Origin of the sequence: Dinoroseobacter shibae DFL 12 = DSM 16493, assembly GCF_000018145.1 — a bacterium.
GTDB lineage: Bacteria > Pseudomonadota > Alphaproteobacteria > Rhodobacterales > Rhodobacteraceae > Dinoroseobacter > Dinoroseobacter shibae.
Genome location: NC_009952.1, coordinates 338188 through 355354, shown reverse-complemented (window position 1 = coordinate 355354; position 17167 = coordinate 338188). Strand labels below are relative to the sequence as shown.

Sequence of the window (17167 nt, the reverse complement as noted above, 5' to 3'; positions counted from 1 at the left end):
GGCAAGGGTGCGATGCGTTCAGGACGGTCGTGCCGCACCCTGCGGCGGTCTCAGGCGAAGATCCGGTAATAGGCCCAGTCGGGCAGGAACTGGCTGAGCCGGAAGAAGCTGGCGAAGACCGTGGGGAAGCTGCGCTTGAAGCTGTCGGTCAGCATCAGTTCCACCATCTCGCGGGCGGCGTCCTCGGGTTCCATCAGGAAGGGCATGTTGAAATCGTTCTTCTCGGTCAGGCGGGTCCGGATGAAGCCCGGGTTGGCCACCTGCACATCGACGCCGGTCTTGCGCAGGTCGCAATGCATGGCCTCGGCCATGGCCATCACCCCCGCCTTGGACGGACCGTATCCCGACGCCCCAGGCAGGCCGCGAAACCCCGACAGCGACCCGGTCAGCACGATATGGCCCGCATCCCGCGCCACCATGCCCGGCAGCACCGCACCGACGCAGCGCGCCGCCCCGGTGAAGTTGATGTCGCACATCGCCTCGACCTTCTCGGCGTCCCATTCGGTCGCCTTCAGCGGCCAGTAGACCCCGGCGAGAAAGACCATGCCGTCGATCTGACCCGCGGCCTCGGCGGCGGCGGTCACGCTGGCGGTGTCCGAGATATCCACCGGCACCGCATGGGCCTTGCCCGGCAGGCTCTCGGCCAGTTCCTTCAGCCGGTCCTCGGACCGTGCAGAAAGCACCAGTTCGACGCCCATCCGGCTCAGATGCTCCGCCAGGGCCCGGCCGAGCCCCTCGCTTGCCCCGACCAGCCAATAGCGTTTTCCCGTCAGTTCCCGCACGATCTTGCCTTTCCGTGATTATTCCGCAGCTTCCAAACGCGCGAGCTTGGCATCCGGTTTCCTGCGCATGGTCGCCACCAGTTCCGCCACCGGCAGGCCGAACTTGCGGAACTGGCTGCGATTGATGATCGCGCCGTTCTCCATCAGGTACATCCAGTCGGTCACATCCAGCACATGGCCGCCTGCGTCCTCGGTCAGCCTGATCCGGTAGTTGAGCAGGACGCTCGCCCCGGTCTGCCGTCCGCTGCCGGCCCCCACGAGGTCGTCGGCCTCGGCCCGGATCCGGCCGTCGCCGTCCAGGGTCAGGCGCCATTCGCGGGTTTGCGTCGTGCCGCTGTCATAGCGGAATTCCTCGCGCATCACGCCCGTGTCGCCGTCCCAGCTGGCCTCGAAATCCGCCACGAAGCGCGAGGTCACGCGGCCCGTGGGGCCGTAGATCACGCCCTCGCACAGGATCGGGCCGTTGAGTTGTTCGCGAATGTCGAAATCCGGGCCGCGGTCGGCATAATCCTCGGGCTGCTGGGCGGCAAAGCTGAACTTGGCCCGCCACAGGCCAAACAGGGCGAGGGTCAGGAGCACGCCCAGGAGGGTGTAGAGGATGGGTTCCATCAGTCGTCTTCCTCCAATCGGATGGCGGTCAGAAGGGTGATCGCCACCAGTTTCAGAACACAAGGCACCACCGCATACAGAATGGTCAGCATGCGCAGCGCTTGCGGGTCGTTATCGGGACCTGTCGTAAATCCGGTCGTCTCTAGGAGCGGAAGTAGAGCGACCGCCGCAAAAGCCAGAGTAAACTTGGACACCAGCGACCACAGGCCGAAGCCTTCGGCCGCCGTGGGCGCGATCCTGGCCATGCGGCGGGCGAAAATCGCGGGCAACAGCGTCAGATCCGCACCCAGTGCCGCCCCCGAGCCGAGGCAGACCAGCGCAAAGAGCGCGGTGTCCCCCGCCCCCAGCAGGGCCGCGCCCGCGAAGGCCACGATGGACAGCACCATGCCCGACAAGAGGCTGCGCTTGGCCCCGAACCGCGCCGCGGCCCTGCCCCAGAGCGGGGCGGAGGCCGCCGCGGCCAGAAAGAACAGCAGCAGCAGCGGGCCTTCCATGCCCGGCGCGTCCAGGCGGCTTTCGACGAAGAACAAAAACAGGGTGGAGCTGACCGCGACCGGGGTCGCGTTGACCAGCGCCAGCACCAGAAGCCAGCGCGCCGTGGGGTCGCGCAGCACGATGCGAAAGCCGCTCTCGGGGGACGTGGGCAGTGCGACCGCACTCCACTGTCCGCGCATGGCCCAAAGCGCCCCGCCGCACAGGATGGCAAAGCCCAGCGCGAAGGCCGTGAAGGGCGCCTGGGTGCCCATCAGGAGCGTCGGCGCCACGGCCGCCACGCACACGCCCAGCAGAGCGCCGGTCTCCCGCCAGCTGGCGAGCCGCGTGTGCCCCTTGGGCCCGAGACTGTCGGCGGCCTGCACGCCCTGGGCGTAAAAGCTGATGGTCAGGAAGCTGAAGGCCGAAAAGAGCCCGGTCAGGGTCAGGGCGAACCACCACAGGGGCGCGATCGGCGGCGCGACCGCGAACAGCCCCAGCATCGACAGGGCCAGCAGCGCCACCGCCCCCGTCACCATCGCCGCGCGGGCCTTGCGCGTGCGCTCCGACAGCCAGCCCAGCAAGGGGTCCTGCGCGAAATCCAGCATCCGCAGCACGAACAGAACACCGCCAAGCGCCGCAAGGCTCACCCCGTAGGTGTCCACGTAGAATTTCGGCGCATGGATGTAGATCGGCAACCCCGCCGCCGCGATCATCGCCGCGAAGACCGCAAAGCCCGGAAGGCGCGGCTTGTCCGCTGCGATCACCGTGGCGGCTGCATCGGTCACCTGGAGATGTCCTCCACCGGCGGTTCCGGGCGGCTGCGATAGATCGCGCCTTTCCACCACAGCTTGAGCGCCTGCCAATGGATGAGCCCCAGCACCCGGCGCGAGCCCAGCGGGCGCCGCAGGCAGGCCTTGAGGATGCCCAGGCTCGTCATCGGCTTGCGCATTCCGGTCAGCGTGGCGATCAGACCCTCGTTGCCGGTGGTGTAGTCGATCCAGACCCCGACACGGTCGGGCCGCATGTCGAAGCGGAAGGTATAGCTGCCCTCGACGGGCTGGAACGGCGAGACATGGAAGATCTTCTGCGCGCTCAGGATGTCCGAGCGGGTGATCGGCGCCAGGTCGTCGCGGTGACAGAGATAGCAATGCCGGTCCCCGAAGGTGTTGGAGACCTCGGCAATGACCACCCGCAGCGCCCCGTCCATGTCATGGCACAGCCAGAAGGAGACCGGATTGAACACATGGCCGAGGATACGCGGCTGCGCCAGCAGCAGGATCTGGCCGTCCGCGACCTCCAGGTCCTGGATATGCAGCAGGTCGCGCACCCAGTTCGCCCCGGTCCCCTGCCCCGGTGCCCCGCCATGGTCCCGGTCCCGCAGGGAGGCGAGATTGGCCCGGTTGCGCGAGAAGAAAAACGGCGTCTTCGGCTCCGCCTCCGGGTCGATCAGCAGGTAGTCGATGGAATAGCGGAAATCGTTCTCCACACCGCCCCGGCGCCCGTGAAAGGTCTGCGCCTCGATATGGTCGAGCACGCTCATGCCGCGGCCACCTTGTTCGGGGCCCGGTTGCGCGCGTTCAGGACCGCGACCGCGTCCACGGCACTGGCGAACCCGTCCTCATGGAAGCCGTTGCGCATCCAGGCGCCGCAGAAATAGGTGTTGCGCATCCCCTGCATGGACCGCAGCGCCTCGCGCGCATGCTGCGCCGGCATGTCGTAGACCGGGTGGTGGAAGGTCACCGTGTCATAGATCAGCGCGTCGCGGATCGGCCTGGTGGTGTTGAGCGTCACGAAGAGCGGATCGTCGTTGGGGATCGATTGCAGCTTGTTCATCCAGTAGGTCAGGTCGATCCGGTCGGCGGTCTTGCCGCGTTCTTCGACATAGTTCCAGGCGGCCCAGATGTTGCGGTGCTGCGGCATGGTGCTGGCATCGCCGTGCAGGATCGCCTCGTTCGCCTGGTACTTCACCGCGCCGAGCGCCGCGCGCTCTGCCTCGGAGCTGTCGGCGAGCATGCCGAGGGTCTGATCCGAATGGGCGGCGAAGACCACGTCGTCGAACGGCTCCCAGTCGCCGCCTTCGACCTTGACCAGCACCCCGTCCTCGATCCGCTGCACCGCGGTGACCTTCGCCGGGGCGCGCATCTCCACCCCGGCCTCGTTCAGCGAACGCGACAGGCGCGAGACATATTCGATGGAGCCGCCGTCGACCGTGTACCACTGGTGCTGCCCGGTGGCGCCCAGCAGGGCGTGGTTTTCGAAGAACTGCACCATGGCGCGGGCCGGGAAATCGAGGATCTTCGACACCGGCGTCGACCAGATCGCCCCCGAGAGCGGCGTGATGTAGTAATCCCGGAACCACGGCCCGGTGCCGAGCTTGTCCAGGAACTGCCCGATGGTGATCTCCGGGTCGTCGGCCACCTCGACCGCGCGGCGGTTGAAGGTGGCGATATCCTTGATCATCCGCAGATAGGCCGGTCTGAACAGGTTACGCTTCTGTGCGAACAGCGTTCCGAGCGTGCGCAGCCCGTATTCCAGCCGCCCGCCGTCGATGGAGGCCGCAAAGCTCATGTCCGACTTCTTCACCGGCACGTCGAGTTCGTCGAAGAGTTTGGTCAGGTTGGGATAGTTGGCATAGTTGAACACGATGAAGCCCGTATCCACCGGCTGGTCCCCGAAGCGCCCGGCCGTGACCGTGCGCGCGTGGCCTCCGAACCGGCTCTCGGCCTCGAACACCACGACGCTGTGATCCTTTGCCAAAAGATGGGCCGCGCCCAACCCGGATATACCCCCTCCGATCACCGCGACTCGCCGCGATGCCCCTCTTGTCGTCTCGAATGGCATGAACTGGTTCCCTCGTGTCCTGTCTGGTTGACATACGCACTGACAAGCGCGTTGGATTTGTCTTTCTTCCAAAGATGCCAAAAAAACCGTCAGGACCAGCCTTCGGCGGGATTTAACTTGCGGTCCACACGGATATTTTTGGTGCATAGCCGGGGATCGCTCTCTAAAGTGTGCCGGTGGGACGGAAGCGGTCAGGAAAGGACCCGGGTGGCACTGGCGCACAAGACGACGATGGAGCGGCCCCTCGACATGGAATGGGTCTCGGTCATGCTGGCCATTCGCGACCGGCAGGATACGGCTGCATTCGCGCGCCTGTTCCGGCACTTCGCGCCGCGCATCAAGGCCTTCCTGATCAAGTCCGGCGCCTCCGACACCCTGGCCGAGGATTGCGCGCAGGACGTCATGACCACGGTCTGGCAGAAGGCGCATATGTTCGATCCCAGCCGCGCGAGCGTAGCCACCTGGATCTTCACCATCGCCCGGAACCGCCGGATCGACATGCTCCGCAAGGAACGCCGCCCGGAACCAGAGGAGCTTCCCTGGGGTCCGGAACCCGAGCCCGACCAGGCCGATGTCCTCATGCTTCAACAAGAAAGCGAAAAACTTCAGGCCGCACTGATCCAGTTGCCCGAGAAGCAACGTATACTTGTTGAACGTTGCTATTTCGGGGATATGTCCCACAGCGAGATTGCAACCCAAACGGGTTTACCCCTTGGCACGATCAAGTCGCGACTTAGGTTAGCGCTGGACAAGCTGAGGCATGAATTAAAGCAGTAGAACGCCATGACCGGTATCAAGCACCACCTGAACGACGCACTCCTGATGGCGTATTCCGCGGGCACCTTGCCCGAGGCGTTCAGCCTCGTGGTCGCAACCCATATCTCCATGTGCGATGACTGCCGCGCCGCCCTGGCCGCCCATGACGCGGTCGGCGGGGCGCTGCTCGAGGATACCGCCGAGGTCGAGCTGGCGCCCGAGGCGCTGGACAAATGCCTTGCCGCGATCCAGGCGCTGCCGCCCAAAGGGCCGATCAAGCTGCCCAAATCCATGACAAACGGGTCCGCGCCGCGCAGCTCCGTCTTCCCCAGCCCGCTTGCGGAATACGTGAAGGGCGATGTGGAGGATGTGAATTGGCGCTCTGTGGGTCTCGGGGTGCGACAGGCGATCCTGCCGACCTCCAAGGAAGCGTCCGTGCGGCTGCTCTATATCCCGGCCGGGGCCGAAGTGCCCGATCACGGCCATCACGGGACCGAGCTGACCCTGGTGCTGCAAGGGGCCTTCCGGGACGAATTCGACCGGTTCGGCCCGGGCGACATCGAGGTGGCCGACCCGAATGTGGAACACACCCCGGTGGCCGAAGCGGGGGAGGCCTGCATCTGCCTCGCCGCGACCGACGCGCCGCTGAAATTCCGCAGCATCCTGCCGAAAATCGCGCAGCCCTTCCTGCGCATCTGACACGCCCGGCCCGCGACCGGGGCGGTCAGCGCGATGGATCCGCCACCGAGATCAGCTGCGGTCCGTCATTCTGTTCGTCGAAATCGAAGCTCTCCAGCCGCCCCGCGCGCTTGCCTGCGCGCTCGGCGGCCGTGGTGATCCCGTCGAGGTCCTGGCGCGCCTGGTTGAAATGGGTGTCGAGCTTCGCCACCCGCTCCAGCACGATCTCCACATCCCGGTGCAGCATTCCCAGGGTCTTGCGGATCGCCCCCGCCTGCTCGCGCATCCGCGCATCCTTCAGCACCGCGCGCATGGTGTTCAGCGTCGCCATGCAGGTGGTGGGCGACACGATCCAGACCCGGGCCGCGAAGCCCTCGCGCACCACCTCCGGCAGGGAGGCGTGCAGTTCCGCATAGACCGCCTCGGACGGCAGGAACATCAGCGCCCCGTCCGCGGTCTCGCCTTCGATGATGTAGCGCTCGGCAATCGCCTTGATATGGGTGCGCACCGCGGCCTTCATCTCCCGCAGGGCGAGCGTCTGCTCCGCCGGGGTGCCGGCGGCGCGCAGCTTCTCGTAGGCCTCCAGCGGGAACTTGCTGTCGATGACGATGGGGCCCGGCGGGTTCGGCAGCCCGATCAGGCAATCCGCGCGCTTGCCGTTGCTCAGCGTCGCCTGCATCGCATAGGCATCCGCCGGCAGCGCCTTGGACACGATGTCATGGAGCTGGATTTCCCCGAACGCGCCGCGGGTCTGCTTGTTCGACAGGATATCCTGCAGGCTCAGCACATCGCCCGACAGCTTCTCGATATTGGTCTGGGCCTTGTCGATCGTGGCCAGCCGCTCCTGCAACTGGGTCAGGGATTTCGTGGTTTTCTCCGAACTGCCCGACAGGGTCTCGTTCATCCGCGTCTGCATCTCCGACAGGGCATTCGCGGATTTCAACGCATTGGCATGGAGCGTTTCGGTCATCTGCTGCTGCACATGGGCCAGGCGGGCCTCCATGGTCTGGACCATGTGCATCTGCGCCGTGGCCTGGGCGTCCGACACCGATTTCAGCCCCCCCGACAGCGCGTGCTGCCCTTGGCCCAGCGCCTCGACCGCGCGGCCCAACGTGTCGACCTGCACCACCAGCGGCTCGGTCGCCCGGGCCGAGCGTCCGGCGGCCCGCACCGCCACCACCAGCAGGATCAGCATCGACAGCAGCACGATGCCCAGCGCCGCCGCCCCGGCCAGCACCAGTTCCTGTTCGCTCCAGACCCTGCCCGCGATCTCGATCATGTGCGCCCGAAGAGCCGCTCGATATCGGCCAGTTTCAGCTCCACATAGGTGGGCCGCCCGTGGTTGCACTGGCCCGAATGGGGCGTCGCCTCCATCTGGCGCAAAAGCGCGTTCATCTCCTCCCCGCTCATCCGCCGCCCGGACCGGACCGAACCGTGGCACGCCATGCGCGACAGGATCGCCTCGATCCGCGCCTGCAGCGCATCGGTCTGGCCCAGGTCCGAAAGCTCGTCCAGGATATCGCGCAACAACGCCTCGGCCTTCACCGGCCCCAGCAGCGCCGGTGTCTCACGCACGGCCACCGCACCGGGCCCGAAGGGCTCGATCCGCAAGCCCAGCGCGGCAAGTTCTTCGGAACGGTCCAGCAGGGTCCGCGCGTCGGCCTCCGACATCTCGACGATCTCGGGGATCAGCAGGGCCTGGGACGGCACGCCGTTCTCCGCCATCAGCGCCTTGAGCCGCTCATAGACCAGCCGCTCATGGGCCGCGTGCTGATCGACCAGCACCATGCCGGTCTCGGTCTGGGCCACGATGTAATTCTCGTGGAGCTGCGCACGCGCCGCCCCGAGGGGCCGCGCGATGGCCTCGACGGTCTCGGCAGGCTCCACCCGGGCCGACGGCGCCTCGGCAAATCCGAAGCCCTGCGCCGCGGTCTCCGGGGCCTGCCAGGCGGTGCTGCGCCCCAGGGCCGCCGCAGAGGGTCGGTCCATCTGGTAGATCCGCGCGCCGCTCCCGACCGCGTCCGGCGCCCGGAACGCGCCCAGGGTGGCATCGGCCACGGTGCTCGACGCCCGGTGCCCGGCCTCGGCCAGGGCATGGCGCAGGGCGGTGACGATCAGCCCGCGCGCCACCCCGGGCTCGCGGAAGCGCACCTCGGACTTGGCGGGATGGACGTTCACATCCACCCGCTCCGGCGGGCAGTCGACAAAGAGCACCGCCGCCGGATGCCGGTCCCGGCTCAGGAAATCCGCATAAGCCCCGCGCAGCGCGCCCACCAGCAGCTTGTCGCGCACGGGCCGCCCGTTGACGAAGAGAAACTGCGCCACCGCCGCGCCGCGCGAATAGGTCGGCAGGGCCGCATATCCGGACAGGCGCAGCCCCTCCCGCTCCCCCTCGATCCTCAGCGCATTCTCGGCGAACTCCGAACCCAGAACCCTGCCCAGCCGCCGGTGCAGCGCGTCGAACAAATCACCCTGCTCCGGCGCCACGCGGAAGGTCACCCGCCCCTCGCCGCCCCCGGAGACATCGCGCAGGGTGAAGCCCACGGACGGCTCGGCCATGGCGAGGCGGCGCACGACCTCGCCGATCGCCTGCACCTCCGCCCGGTCCGAGCGCAGGAATTTCAGCCGCGCGGGCGTGGCGGAAAACAGATCGCGCAAGGTGACGACCGTGCCGCGGTTCAGCGCCGCGGGCCGGACCGGGCCCATGCGCCCGCCCTCCACCGTGACCTCCGCCGCCTCCGCACCCGCCGCGCGCGAGGCGATGGTCAGCCGCCCGACCGCGCCGAGCGACGGCAGCGCCTCGCCCCGGAAACCGAAGGTATGGATGTTCAGAAGATCCGCGCCGTCGATCTTGGACGTAGCGTGCCGCGCCAGCGCCAGCGGCAGATCCCCGGCGGCGATCCCGATGCCGTCATCGGTCACCCGCAGCAGGGTCTTGCCCCCGTCCGCATAGGCAATCTCGATCTGCCGGGCCTGGGCATCGAGCGCGTTCTCCACCAACTCCTTGACGGCGGAGGCGGGGCGTTCGATCACCTCGCCCGCGGCGATGCGGTTGATGGCGGCCTCGTCGAGCTGCCGGATCACCGGGCGCGCCGCAAGATCCGGGTGCGAAGGCATGATATTGGGGTTGGGCGCGGACATGCCACCGGATGTAGCATGACCGCGCCGAGTCGCCTAGGGCTAGTTGGAGGCCTCCAGCCCCTCGGGCATCCCCACCACCACGAAGCGCAGATCCTCCGGCCGCAGCAGCCGCGCCGCCACGCGGGCGATATCCTCCAGGGTCACCGCGCGCACCTTGTCGTTGCGCGTGGGGATGTAGTCGATGCTCAGATCGTCCTGCTGCATGCCGACAAGGATGCTGGCGATCCGCCCGTTCCCGTCGAAACGCAGCGGATAGGCCCCGGTCAGGTAGACCTTCGCCTCGTCCAGCTCCTCCGCGGTCACCCCGTTGGCGGCGATATCGGCCCATTGCTCGCGGATCACCGCAATGGCCTCGGCGATGCGGGTGTTGTCGGAACTGAACTGCCCGATATAGAGCGCCGCGTCGTCCAGCGGCAGCAGGTAGGAGCCGATGCCATAGGTCAGGCCCCGCTCCACCCGCACCTCCTGCATCAGGCGGGAACTGAACCCGCCCCCGCCGACGATCTGGTTGAGGATGAAGGCCGGGAAGAAGTCCGGGTCGTCCCGCGCCAGCCCCTCATGGCCGAACCGCGCCACCGATTGCGGCGAGGCGAAGGGCACCACCGTTACCCCACCGGTCAGCGCGACCTCGGTGTCTTCGGGCAGGGGCGCGCCGGTCTCCGGCAACGCGCCCAGAAGCGCGTCGAGCACACCGCCCAACTCCTCGGCGGTGATATCGCCCGCCGCGCCGACATGGATCCGGTCGCGGGCGAGAATCGCGCGGTGCGACGCCACCAGGTCGTCGCGGGTCAGCCCCGCGACACTCTCGGCGCTGCCCTCGTAGGGTGTGCCATAGGGGTGATCGGGAAAGGCCAGCGCATCGAACCGCGCGCCGACGATGGCGTTGGGGTCCTGCGCGTCCGAGGCGATGACCGACAGGATCTGCGCCCGCACCCGCTCGATCGCCTCGTCGTCGAAACGCGGCTCCTGGATGGCCAGGCGCAGATGCTCCAGCGCCTCGTCCCGGTTCTCGGTCAGAAACCGCGCCGAGATCGCCAGGCTGTCGTCGGAGATGTCGAACTCGAAACTCGCCGCCAGCGCCTCGGTCCGGGCCGCGTAGCCGCGCGCGTCATACTCCCCCGCGCCCTCTTCGAGCAGCCCGCTCATGAAATAGGCCGCCCCCCGCTTGCCCTCGGGGTCCAGGGCGGCCCCCCCCTCGAACCGGATCTCCAGCGCGGTGAAGGGGATCGAATGATCCTCCACCAGCCAGGCCTCGATCCCGCCGGGGGAGGTCACCTCCTGGATGTCGACGATTGCCCAGGCCGGAACGGCCCAGAGGATCAGCGCGGCGAACCCGCCCAGAATACGGCTCATTGCATCAGCTCCTCTTCCCCGTCGCGCATGAGCCAACCGGTCACCGCCTTGCGTTTGTCGAACACCATCTCGGCGGCCGCCTTGATATCCTCGGCCGTCACGGCGGCCAGCACCTTGGGCCAGGCCTGCACGTCCGCCACGGTCAGCCCCGAGGTCAGCGCCGTGCCGTATTCCCGCGCCCGCGCATCCACGCTGTCGCGGCCGTAAATCTCCGCCGCGCGCACCTGCATCTTGATCCGGTCCAGCGCTTCGGCGTCGATCTCGGAGGCCATGAACTGCTCCAGCACCCGGTCGAGATCGGCCTCGGCTTCCGCAAGGCTCACATCCTCGGCGGGCACCACGATCAGCCCGAAGGTCGTGTCATCCAGCGACACGCCGGAATAGAAGGCCGAGGTATAGACCGCGCGGCTTTCCTCGAATTCCAGCTTCTCGCCCAGAAACGACGTGGCACTCGACCCACCCAGAAGCTCTGCCAGCAGGGTCAGCGCCGCGGCGGTCTCCTGCGCGCCGCTGTCCCGCTCCGGGGCCAGGTAGGTCCGGATCACGTAAGGCTGCGCCACCCGCGGGTCCGCATAGGCGATGCGCCGCTCGGCCACCTGCGGCGGCTCCACCGGGCGCACGCGCGCGGGCAGGTCCGGGTTGGCCGGGATCGGGCCGAAATACTGCTCCGCGAGCCGCTTGACCTCCTCGGGCTGCACGTCGCCCGCCACGATCAGGATGGCGTTGTTGGGCGCGTAATAGGTCTCGTAGAAATCCAGCGCGTCCTGTCGGCTCAACTGCTCCATCTCGTGCCGCCAACCGATGATCGGGACGCCGTAGGGATGGTTGAGATACTGCGCCGCGCGCCGCTGCTCGCCGAAGATCGAGCCCGGCGAGCTGTCGACGCGCTGGCTGCGCTCCTCGAGGATCACGTCGCGCTCGGGCAGAACGATCTCCTCGCTCAGCTCCAGGTCGACCATGCGGTCGGCCTCCATCTTGATCATCAGCTCCAGCCGGTCGGCGGCCACGCGCTGGAAATATCCGGTGTAATCCCAGGAGGTGAACGCATTGTCGGACCCGCCATTGGCCTGCACCGTGGCCGAGAATTCCCCCGGCGCCAGCTCGTCGGTGCCCTTGAACAGCAGGTGTTCGAGGTAATGCGCAATGCCCGACTTGCCCGGCGGCTCATCGGCGGCACCGGTGCGGTACCACACCATGTTGGTCACTGCGGCGGCCCGGTGATCCTCGATCACCACGATCTCCAGCCCGTTGTCCAGCGTGTAGGTCGTCACGTCCTCGGCGGCTTGGGCCGGGGCAGCGACCGACAGGGATACTGCCAGCCCGGCCGCGGCCAGGCGCGGAAAAAACCATCGCGTCATTCGCGTCTCCATCCTTGGTTGGCCTAAAGGTACGTGCGGAACGCCCAGGTTCAAGGCATGGTGGCGCGGACGTGAGCGCCCGGTCAGCCCCCCGGGGTGGGCGCGGGCGGGGCCGAGACGTTGCGCACCCCGCCCCGGCGCAGGCGTTCGAGCTCCGCATCCTGGTCGAGCGATTGCGGCTCGTAGGCATCGAAATAGACATTCGCGCTGAACCACCGCTCCAGCAGCCGCCCGTTGTTGCGCTGCCGGAATTCCAGGTCTTCGGCGGCCAGCGTGGCGCGAATATCCCCGCCAAAGCCGTAGCGGTTGGCATAGGCCAGCAGGCCCCGGTCGCTGCTCGGCACGTCGCCACCGGGCGCGGCCCGGTCCGGGCGCCCGCCCAGGGCCGCGATCGCATCGGCCCGGGGCGAGGGGTCGGTGCGGTTGGCCGCCCCCGGCGTGGGCGCGGGCAACGACGACAGGTTCTGCGGGATCTCCAGCGGCTTGTTGGGCAGGATCGCGAACTCGTCCGGCCCGGTGGTGGTCGAGCGCACATTCATCAGCACCGGCGCCTCGTCGCCCGAGCCACAGGCGCTGAGCACGATGCAGGCCAGCAGCACGGTGCCCAGGCGTTTGGCTGTCGCGTCCATCTCGATCTCCCTACCCGGTCGCGTTCCCGACTTAGCGTATCTCGCCCCCGGGGTCACGAGGGGTTTTCATCCGTCTTGCCGGTGAACAGCACCAGCCCCAGCGCCCCGGCGAAAATCGCCACATCCGCCAGGTTGAAGGTGAACGGGTTGCGGATGCCGCAGCAGCTCACGTTGAGGAAATCCGCCACCGCGCCGTAGATCACCCGGTCGAGCACATTGGCCAGCGCGCCACCGACCAGCAGGCCCGCGCTGACCATCACCCGCGTCCCGCCGCCCTCGCGCCGCACCCAGATCACCACGCCCGCGCAGATCGCCAGCGCCAGCACGATCAGGGCCCAGCGCATCGCCTCGCTGTCCGAGCCGAACAGGCCGAAATTCACCCCGTGGTTCCACCCCATCCGGAAGTTCAGGACAGGTGGAAGCACGTCGATCGCCCGGATCTCCTTGAGGTTCAGCCAATGCACGACGACCAGCTTGCTGAGCTGGTCGATGGCGAAGGCGACAACCGCCGAGAGGGCCAGCGCGCGCATGGGCTCAGTGCCGGAAATGGCGCATGCCGGTGAAGACCATGGCCAGCCCGGCCGCGTCGGCCGCCGCGATCACCTCGACATCGCGCATCGACCCGCCCGGCTGGATCACCGCCGTGGCCCCGGCCTCGGCCGCCGTCAAGAGCCCGTCAGGGAAGGGAAAGAACGCATCCGACGCTACGACCGAGCCCTGGATCAGCGGCGTCTCGAGGCCCAGCGCCTCGGCCATGTCGGCGGACTTGCGCGCGGCGATCCGGGCGCTGTCCACCCGGCTCATCTGGCCCGCGCCCACACCCACGGTGGCGCCGTCCTTGACATAGACGATGGCGTTGGATTTCACATGCTTGGCGACCTTCCACGCGAACAGAAGGTCCGCGATCTCCGCCTCGCTCGGCGCGCGCTTCGTGACCACCTTCAGGTCGTCCCAGCCGATATTGCCGTTGTCCTTGTCCTGCACCAGGTAGCCGCCCGACACCTGCCGCACGGTCAGCGCCGGGGCCTTGGGGTCCGGCAGGCCCTCGGTCGTCAGCAGGCGCAGGTTCTTCTTGGCGGCGAAGACCGCGCGCGCCGTCTCATCGGCCCCCGGGGCGATCACCACCTCGGTGAAGATGCCGGAAATCGCCTCGGCCGTGGGGCCGTCCAGTGGCCGGTTCAACGCGATGATTCCACCGAAGGCCGAGGTCTGGTCGCATTGGAACGCCTTGGTATAGGCCTCCGCCAGGGTGGCACCCCGCGCCACGCCGCAGGGATTGGCGTGCTTGATGATCGCGCATGCCGGCCCGTCCTCGGGCGCGAACTCCGCCACCAGCTCGAAGGCCGCGTCCGTGTCGTTGATGTTGTTGTAGCTCAGCTCCTTGCCCTGGTGCTGCACCGCCGTCGCCACCCCGGGCCGGTCCGAGCCGTCCACGTAGAACGCCGCCCCCTGGTGCGGGTTCTCGCCATAACGCAGGGTCTGCGCCAGCGTGCCCGCCACCGCCCGCCGCCGCGGCGCCACCTCGGCCAGCGCATCGGTCATCCAGCCCGACACCGCCGCGTCGTAGGCCGCCGTGCGCGCATAGGCATTGAGCGCCATCTTCTGCCGGAACGGATAGCCGGTGGCCCCCTCCCGCGCCTCCAGCTCCCCCAGCAGGGCCTCGTAATCCTCCACATCCGTCAGCACCGTGACGAAGCTGTGATTCTTCGCCGCCGCCCGGATCATCGCCGGCCCGCCGATGTCGATATTCTCGATGCAGGCCGCGTAATCCGCGCCCGCCGCCACGGTGGCCTCGAACGGGTAGAGGTTCACCACCAAAAGGTCGATCGCCCCGATGCCGTGCCGCTCCATCGCCGAGACATGGGCCGCGTTGTCGCGCAGCGCCAGAAGCCCGCCATGGACCTTGGGATGCAGGGTCTTGACCCGCCCGTCCATCATCTCGGGAAAGCCCGTTACATCGGACACGTCCACCACGTCCAGCCCGGCCTCGCGCAAGGCCTTCGCCGTCCCCCCGGTGGACAGCAACTCCACCCCCCGCGCGGCCAGCGCCTGACCCAGGGGCACAAGCCCGGTCTTGTCGGATACGGAAAGCAGCGCGCGGCGCAGGGGCACGAGATCGGTCATGGTCGGTCCTTCGACAGGGAGGCAGCGATTTTGCGCGCCCTATACCCCGTGTGCCGGGCAATGGCCACACTGAGCGCGACGGGGACCACACCGGGACCACACCGGGGCCGCACCGGCGCACGGGCCCGCTGTCCCAGCGCGCGGGGCCGTGCTAGGACCGGGCCATGACATCCCAGCTCGACACCGTGTTCGCGGCCCTCGCGGACCCCACGCGCCGCGCGATCCTCACCATGCTGCTGGAGGACGACATGGCGGTGACGGACGTGGCCGAGCCCTTCGCGATGTCGCTGGCCGCGATCTCGAAACATCTCGGCATCCTGACCCGCGCGGGCCTGATCAGCCAGGAAAAGCGCGGCCGCGTGAAATGGTGCAAGCTGGAGCCGGACGCCCTGCGCGATGCCTCGATCTGGATGCAGAGCTTCGGGCAGTTCGAGGCGGTCCATCTCGACGCGTTCGAGAGGTTTCTCGAGGCCGAGTTGCCCGCAGGCCCGGAGCCGGACTAGGATCAGCCCCCGGGCGTCTCCGGCTTCAAGAGCAGCACGAGCGCGAGACAGGTCAGCCCGACACCCACCAGAACCCAGGGGTCCGGCACCGCCGCGCCCAGCGCGATCTGCCACAGGATGACCCAGCTCGGCACCAGATAGGTATAGGCCATGACCTTCGCCGACGGCAGCCGCAACGTCGCCGTCTGGAGCAGCACGATCGTCGCCGCACTGGCCCCCAGCGTCAGGTAGCCCAGGGTGATCCAGACCAGCGGCCGCAGGCTGGCCCAGTCCGTCGCCTGCACGTCTCGCCAGCCGTAGAGGAACAGCAGCACGCAGCCCGCGGTCAGGATCCCGAAGGCAAAGCCCGCGGTGCTCTCGCCCCGGTTCAGGTGCCGCGCCATGGGCGCATAAAGCGCATGGGCCACGCAGCCCACGAAGAAGATCGCCTCCCCCCGGCCGATATCGAAGGCCAGAAAGGCCGCCAGCGAGGCGTCGAAGATCACCCAGAGCGCCCCGGCCGCCCCCACCGACAGCGCGAGCGCCATGCGCGGGGTCGTCACCTGCCGCATGAGTATCCAGCCGAACCCCGCCGCCATGACCGGTGTCAGGGTGAAAACGGCGGCGGTCGAGACCGGATCGGCGGTCTTCAGCCCCTCGAACATGAGCACGAAATAGACCGCAAAGACCCCGCCCAGCAGCGCGAACCGCCAGGGCGCCCGCAGCAGGTCGCGGCTCAGCCCGCCGGTGGCCCAGGCGACCAGTCCCACGATCCCGCCGGCGATCCCGAACCGCACGGCCGTCAGGGCGGCGGGGGCGATCTCGTTGGCGATCTGCCCGCCCAGGGCGAAGGACCCCGCGACCAGGGCCGAGAAGAGCAGCATCGCCAGGTGCCCCTGCGCCGGGCCGGACATTGCGCGCAGACGCGTCATCGGCTGTGGCCCGCGCGGGCCGGTCGCCCGCTTCAGGGCCATGCCTTCGCCGCAGCCTTGAGCGAGCCGGTGAAGCTCTGCACCTTGGCGGTGCGGTGCAGGTCCACATGGGTGATCAGCCAGATCCGGCTCGACCAGGCGTCGATCGGATCGCAAAGACGCACGACCCCGGGGTACTTGTCCGCCCACCAGACCGGCAGCAACCCGGCCCCGACCCCCGCGACCACCGCGTCCCCCGCCCCGCGGATGTCCGAGGCGCGATAGACGACCCGCTCCGCGGGCATGTTCTCCTGCATCCAGATGTTGAAGGGCGCGCGCGGCTCGTCGAGCGTACTGCCCACGATCCGGTGCCCGGCATAATCGCCGCCGATCTCGATCGGCCCGTGGGTATCGAGGTACTCCGGCGTGCCGAAAAAGGCCATCTTCTGGATATAGAGCGGCTGGACGATGTTGTCGGGATCCTCCGGTTTGCGCCCGGCCCGGATCGCCACATGCGCCTCGCCGTATTCCAGCCGGAAGACCCGCGCGTCGGTGATCAGTTTCACCATCACGTCGCGGTGCTCGCGCTGGAATTCGGCCAGCACCGGCGCGATCAGGGGCGACAGGATTTCCAGCGAGGTGATGACCAGCTCGCCCGTCACCTGCGCCCCGTGCCCATGCAGACGGCCCGAAAGCTGTTCCAGCTGGTCGGCGGTGACCTGCGCCACCTGCAGCAGGTCCTTGCCCGCATCGGTCGCGGTGTAGCCCCGGGCGTGGCGCTGGAACAGCTTGACCCCGAGCCGCCCTTCCAGGCTGTCGATATGGCGGATCACGGTGGCATGATGAACGCCCAGTACCTCGGCCGCGCCACTCACCGTGCCCAGACGGGCCACCTGGAAAGCCGTGCGGACCTCGTCCCAATTTTCGATCGGCATTTGTGCACCTACTCACAGTTCCTGTTCAATATGCGGAATTGTGTTCGTTTTCGCAATGCTCAATTCTTGGTGCACACACCGAATACCGGGCGCG

General features: G+C 68.0%; 17 protein-coding genes. 3 read left to right on the top strand and 14 right to left on the bottom strand.

Annotated elements, in window-relative coordinates; translation table 11 throughout:
- Positions 1–50: 50 nt before the first annotated feature.
- The 5 genes from DSHI_RS01860 to DSHI_RS01840 are packed head-to-tail and all read right to left on the bottom strand — an operon-like array spanning position 51 to position 4706.
- Complete coding sequence (locus tag DSHI_RS01860; protein WP_012177050.1) at positions 51–782, bottom strand: SDR family NAD(P)-dependent oxidoreductase; 732 nt, start codon at positions 780–782, stop codon at positions 51–53.
- An 18-nt stretch (positions 783–800) separates the two neighbouring features.
- On the bottom strand, positions 801–1391 hold the full coding sequence (locus tag DSHI_RS01855; RefSeq protein WP_012177049.1) for a DUF3833 domain-containing protein: 591 nt from the start codon (positions 1389–1391) through the stop codon (positions 801–803).
- Positions 1391–2650 carry an MFS transporter gene (locus DSHI_RS01850; RefSeq protein WP_340214023.1) on the bottom strand — a complete coding sequence of 420 codons (1260 nt, stop codon included), beginning with the start codon at positions 2648–2650 and terminating at the stop codon, positions 1391–1393. Before DSHI_RS01850 ends, DSHI_RS01855 begins: the two co-directional genes overlap by 1 nt.
- The gene (locus DSHI_RS01845; RefSeq protein ID WP_012177047.1) at positions 2647–3405 is read right to left on the bottom strand and encodes a DUF1365 domain-containing protein; all 759 of its coding nucleotides are present in this window, start codon (positions 3403–3405) and stop codon (positions 2647–2649) included. Before DSHI_RS01845 ends, DSHI_RS01850 begins: the two co-directional genes overlap by 4 nt.
- A complete protein-coding gene (locus DSHI_RS01840) occupies positions 3402–4706 on the bottom strand; it encodes an NAD(P)/FAD-dependent oxidoreductase (protein WP_012177046.1) in 1305 nt (434 codons plus the stop codon). The genes DSHI_RS01845 and DSHI_RS01840 overlap by 4 nt, the downstream gene beginning before the upstream one ends.
- A gap of 231 nt (positions 4707–4937) precedes the next feature.
- Here DSHI_RS01840 and DSHI_RS01835 point away from each other — a divergent pair, with 231 nt between their 5' ends.
- A complete protein-coding gene (locus DSHI_RS01835; protein ID WP_044028236.1) occupies positions 4938–5483 on the top strand; it encodes a sigma-70 family RNA polymerase sigma factor in 546 nt (181 codons plus the stop codon).
- 6 nt (positions 5484–5489) lie between these two features.
- Positions 5490–6161: a ChrR family anti-sigma-E factor gene (locus DSHI_RS01830; RefSeq protein ID WP_012177044.1), complete on the top strand. Its 672-nt coding sequence runs from the start codon at positions 5490–5492 to the stop codon at positions 6159–6161.
- Between the two features lie 25 nt (positions 6162–6186).
- Here the strand turns inward: DSHI_RS01830 and DSHI_RS01825 are convergent, their stop codons facing one another.
- The 7 genes from DSHI_RS01825 to purH all read right to left on the bottom strand — a co-directional run bounded on the left by DSHI_RS01825 (position 6187) and on the right by purH (position 14745).
- Positions 6187–7419, bottom strand: coding sequence for a DNA recombination protein RmuC (locus DSHI_RS01825; RefSeq protein WP_012177043.1), 1233 nt, complete (start codon positions 7417–7419; stop codon positions 6187–6189).
- Positions 7416–9281: a DNA mismatch repair endonuclease MutL gene (mutL, locus tag DSHI_RS01820; protein WP_012177042.1), complete on the bottom strand. Its 1866-nt coding sequence runs from the start codon at positions 9279–9281 to the stop codon at positions 7416–7418. The genes DSHI_RS01825 and mutL overlap by 4 nt, the downstream gene beginning before the upstream one ends.
- Positions 9282–9320: 39 nt before the next feature.
- Positions 9321–10634 carry a M16 family metallopeptidase gene (locus DSHI_RS01815; RefSeq protein WP_012177041.1) on the bottom strand — a complete coding sequence of 438 codons (1314 nt, stop codon included), beginning with the start codon at positions 10632–10634 and terminating at the stop codon, positions 9321–9323.
- Entirely contained in the window at positions 10631–11992 is a 1362-nt protein-coding gene (locus DSHI_RS01810; protein WP_012177040.1) for a M16 family metallopeptidase, read from the bottom strand. The genes DSHI_RS01815 and DSHI_RS01810 overlap by 4 nt, the downstream gene beginning before the upstream one ends.
- A gap of 83 nt (positions 11993–12075) precedes the next feature.
- Entirely contained in the window at positions 12076–12621 is a 546-nt protein-coding gene (locus tag DSHI_RS01805) for a DUF3035 domain-containing protein (protein WP_012177039.1), read from the bottom strand.
- 53 nt (positions 12622–12674) lie between these two features.
- Positions 12675–13151, bottom strand: coding sequence for a signal peptidase II (gene lspA, locus DSHI_RS01800; protein ID WP_012177038.1), 477 nt, complete (start codon positions 13149–13151; stop codon positions 12675–12677).
- 4 nt (positions 13152–13155) lie between these two features.
- On the bottom strand, positions 13156–14745 hold the full coding sequence (gene purH / locus DSHI_RS01795) for a bifunctional phosphoribosylaminoimidazolecarboxamide formyltransferase/IMP cyclohydrolase (RefSeq protein ID WP_012177037.1): 1590 nt from the start codon (positions 14743–14745) through the stop codon (positions 13156–13158).
- Between the two features lie 164 nt (positions 14746–14909).
- On the opposite strand from purH, the gene DSHI_RS01790 reads away from it, so the two are divergent.
- A complete protein-coding gene (locus DSHI_RS01790) occupies positions 14910–15248 on the top strand; it encodes an ArsR/SmtB family transcription factor (protein WP_012177036.1) in 339 nt (112 codons plus the stop codon).
- Between the two features lie 2 nt (positions 15249–15250).
- On the opposite strand, the gene DSHI_RS01785 is transcribed toward DSHI_RS01790, so the two are convergent.
- A complete protein-coding gene (locus DSHI_RS01785; RefSeq protein WP_012177035.1) occupies positions 15251–16141 on the bottom strand; it encodes a DMT family transporter in 891 nt (296 codons plus the stop codon).
- A gap of 50 nt (positions 16142–16191) precedes the next feature.
- The gene (locus tag DSHI_RS01780) at positions 16192–17067 is read right to left on the bottom strand and encodes a LysR family transcriptional regulator (protein ID WP_044028233.1); all 876 of its coding nucleotides are present in this window, start codon (positions 17065–17067) and stop codon (positions 16192–16194) included.
- Positions 17068–17167: the final 100 nt, after the last annotated feature.

Excerpts from the sequence above, each read along its gene's own strand:
- DSHI_RS01810 (WP_012177040.1), bottom strand. The coding sequence starts at position 11,992 with ATGACGCGATGGTTTTTTCCGCGCCTGGCCGCGGCCGGGCTGGCAGTA.
- DSHI_RS01840 (WP_012177046.1), bottom strand. The coding sequence starts at position 4,706 with ATGCCATTCGAGACGACAAGAGGGGCATCGCGGCGAGTCGCGGTGATC.
- DSHI_RS01835 (WP_044028236.1), top strand. The coding sequence starts at position 4,938 with ATGGAGCGGCCCCTCGACATGGAATGGGTCTCGGTCATGCTGGCCATT.
- mutL (WP_012177042.1), bottom strand. The coding sequence starts at position 9,281 with ATGTCCGCGCCCAACCCCAATATCATGCCTTCGCACCCGGATCTTGCG.
- purH (WP_012177037.1), bottom strand. The coding sequence starts at position 14,745 with ATGACCGATCTCGTGCCCCTGCGCCGCGCGCTGCTTTCCGTATCCGAC.
- DSHI_RS01855 (WP_012177049.1), bottom strand. The coding sequence starts at position 1,391 with ATGGAACCCATCCTCTACACCCTCCTGGGCGTGCTCCTGACCCTCGCC.
- DSHI_RS01805 (WP_012177039.1), bottom strand. The coding sequence starts at position 12,621 with ATGGACGCGACAGCCAAACGCCTGGGCACCGTGCTGCTGGCCTGCATC.
- DSHI_RS01845 (WP_012177047.1), bottom strand. The coding sequence starts at position 3,405 with ATGAGCGTGCTCGACCATATCGAGGCGCAGACCTTTCACGGGCGCCGG.
- DSHI_RS01785 (WP_012177035.1), bottom strand. The coding sequence starts at position 16,141 with ATGTCCGGCCCGGCGCAGGGGCACCTGGCGATGCTGCTCTTCTCGGCC.
- DSHI_RS01790 (WP_012177036.1), top strand. The coding sequence starts at position 14,910 with ATGACATCCCAGCTCGACACCGTGTTCGCGGCCCTCGCGGACCCCACG.
- lspA (WP_012177038.1), bottom strand. The coding sequence starts at position 13,151 with ATGCGCGCGCTGGCCCTCTCGGCGGTTGTCGCCTTCGCCATCGACCAG.
- DSHI_RS01815 (WP_012177041.1), bottom strand. The coding sequence starts at position 10,634 with ATGAGCCGTATTCTGGGCGGGTTCGCCGCGCTGATCCTCTGGGCCGTT.
- DSHI_RS01825 (WP_012177043.1), bottom strand. The coding sequence starts at position 7,419 with ATGATCGAGATCGCGGGCAGGGTCTGGAGCGAACAGGAACTGGTGCTG.
- DSHI_RS01830 (WP_012177044.1), top strand. The coding sequence starts at position 5,490 with ATGACCGGTATCAAGCACCACCTGAACGACGCACTCCTGATGGCGTAT.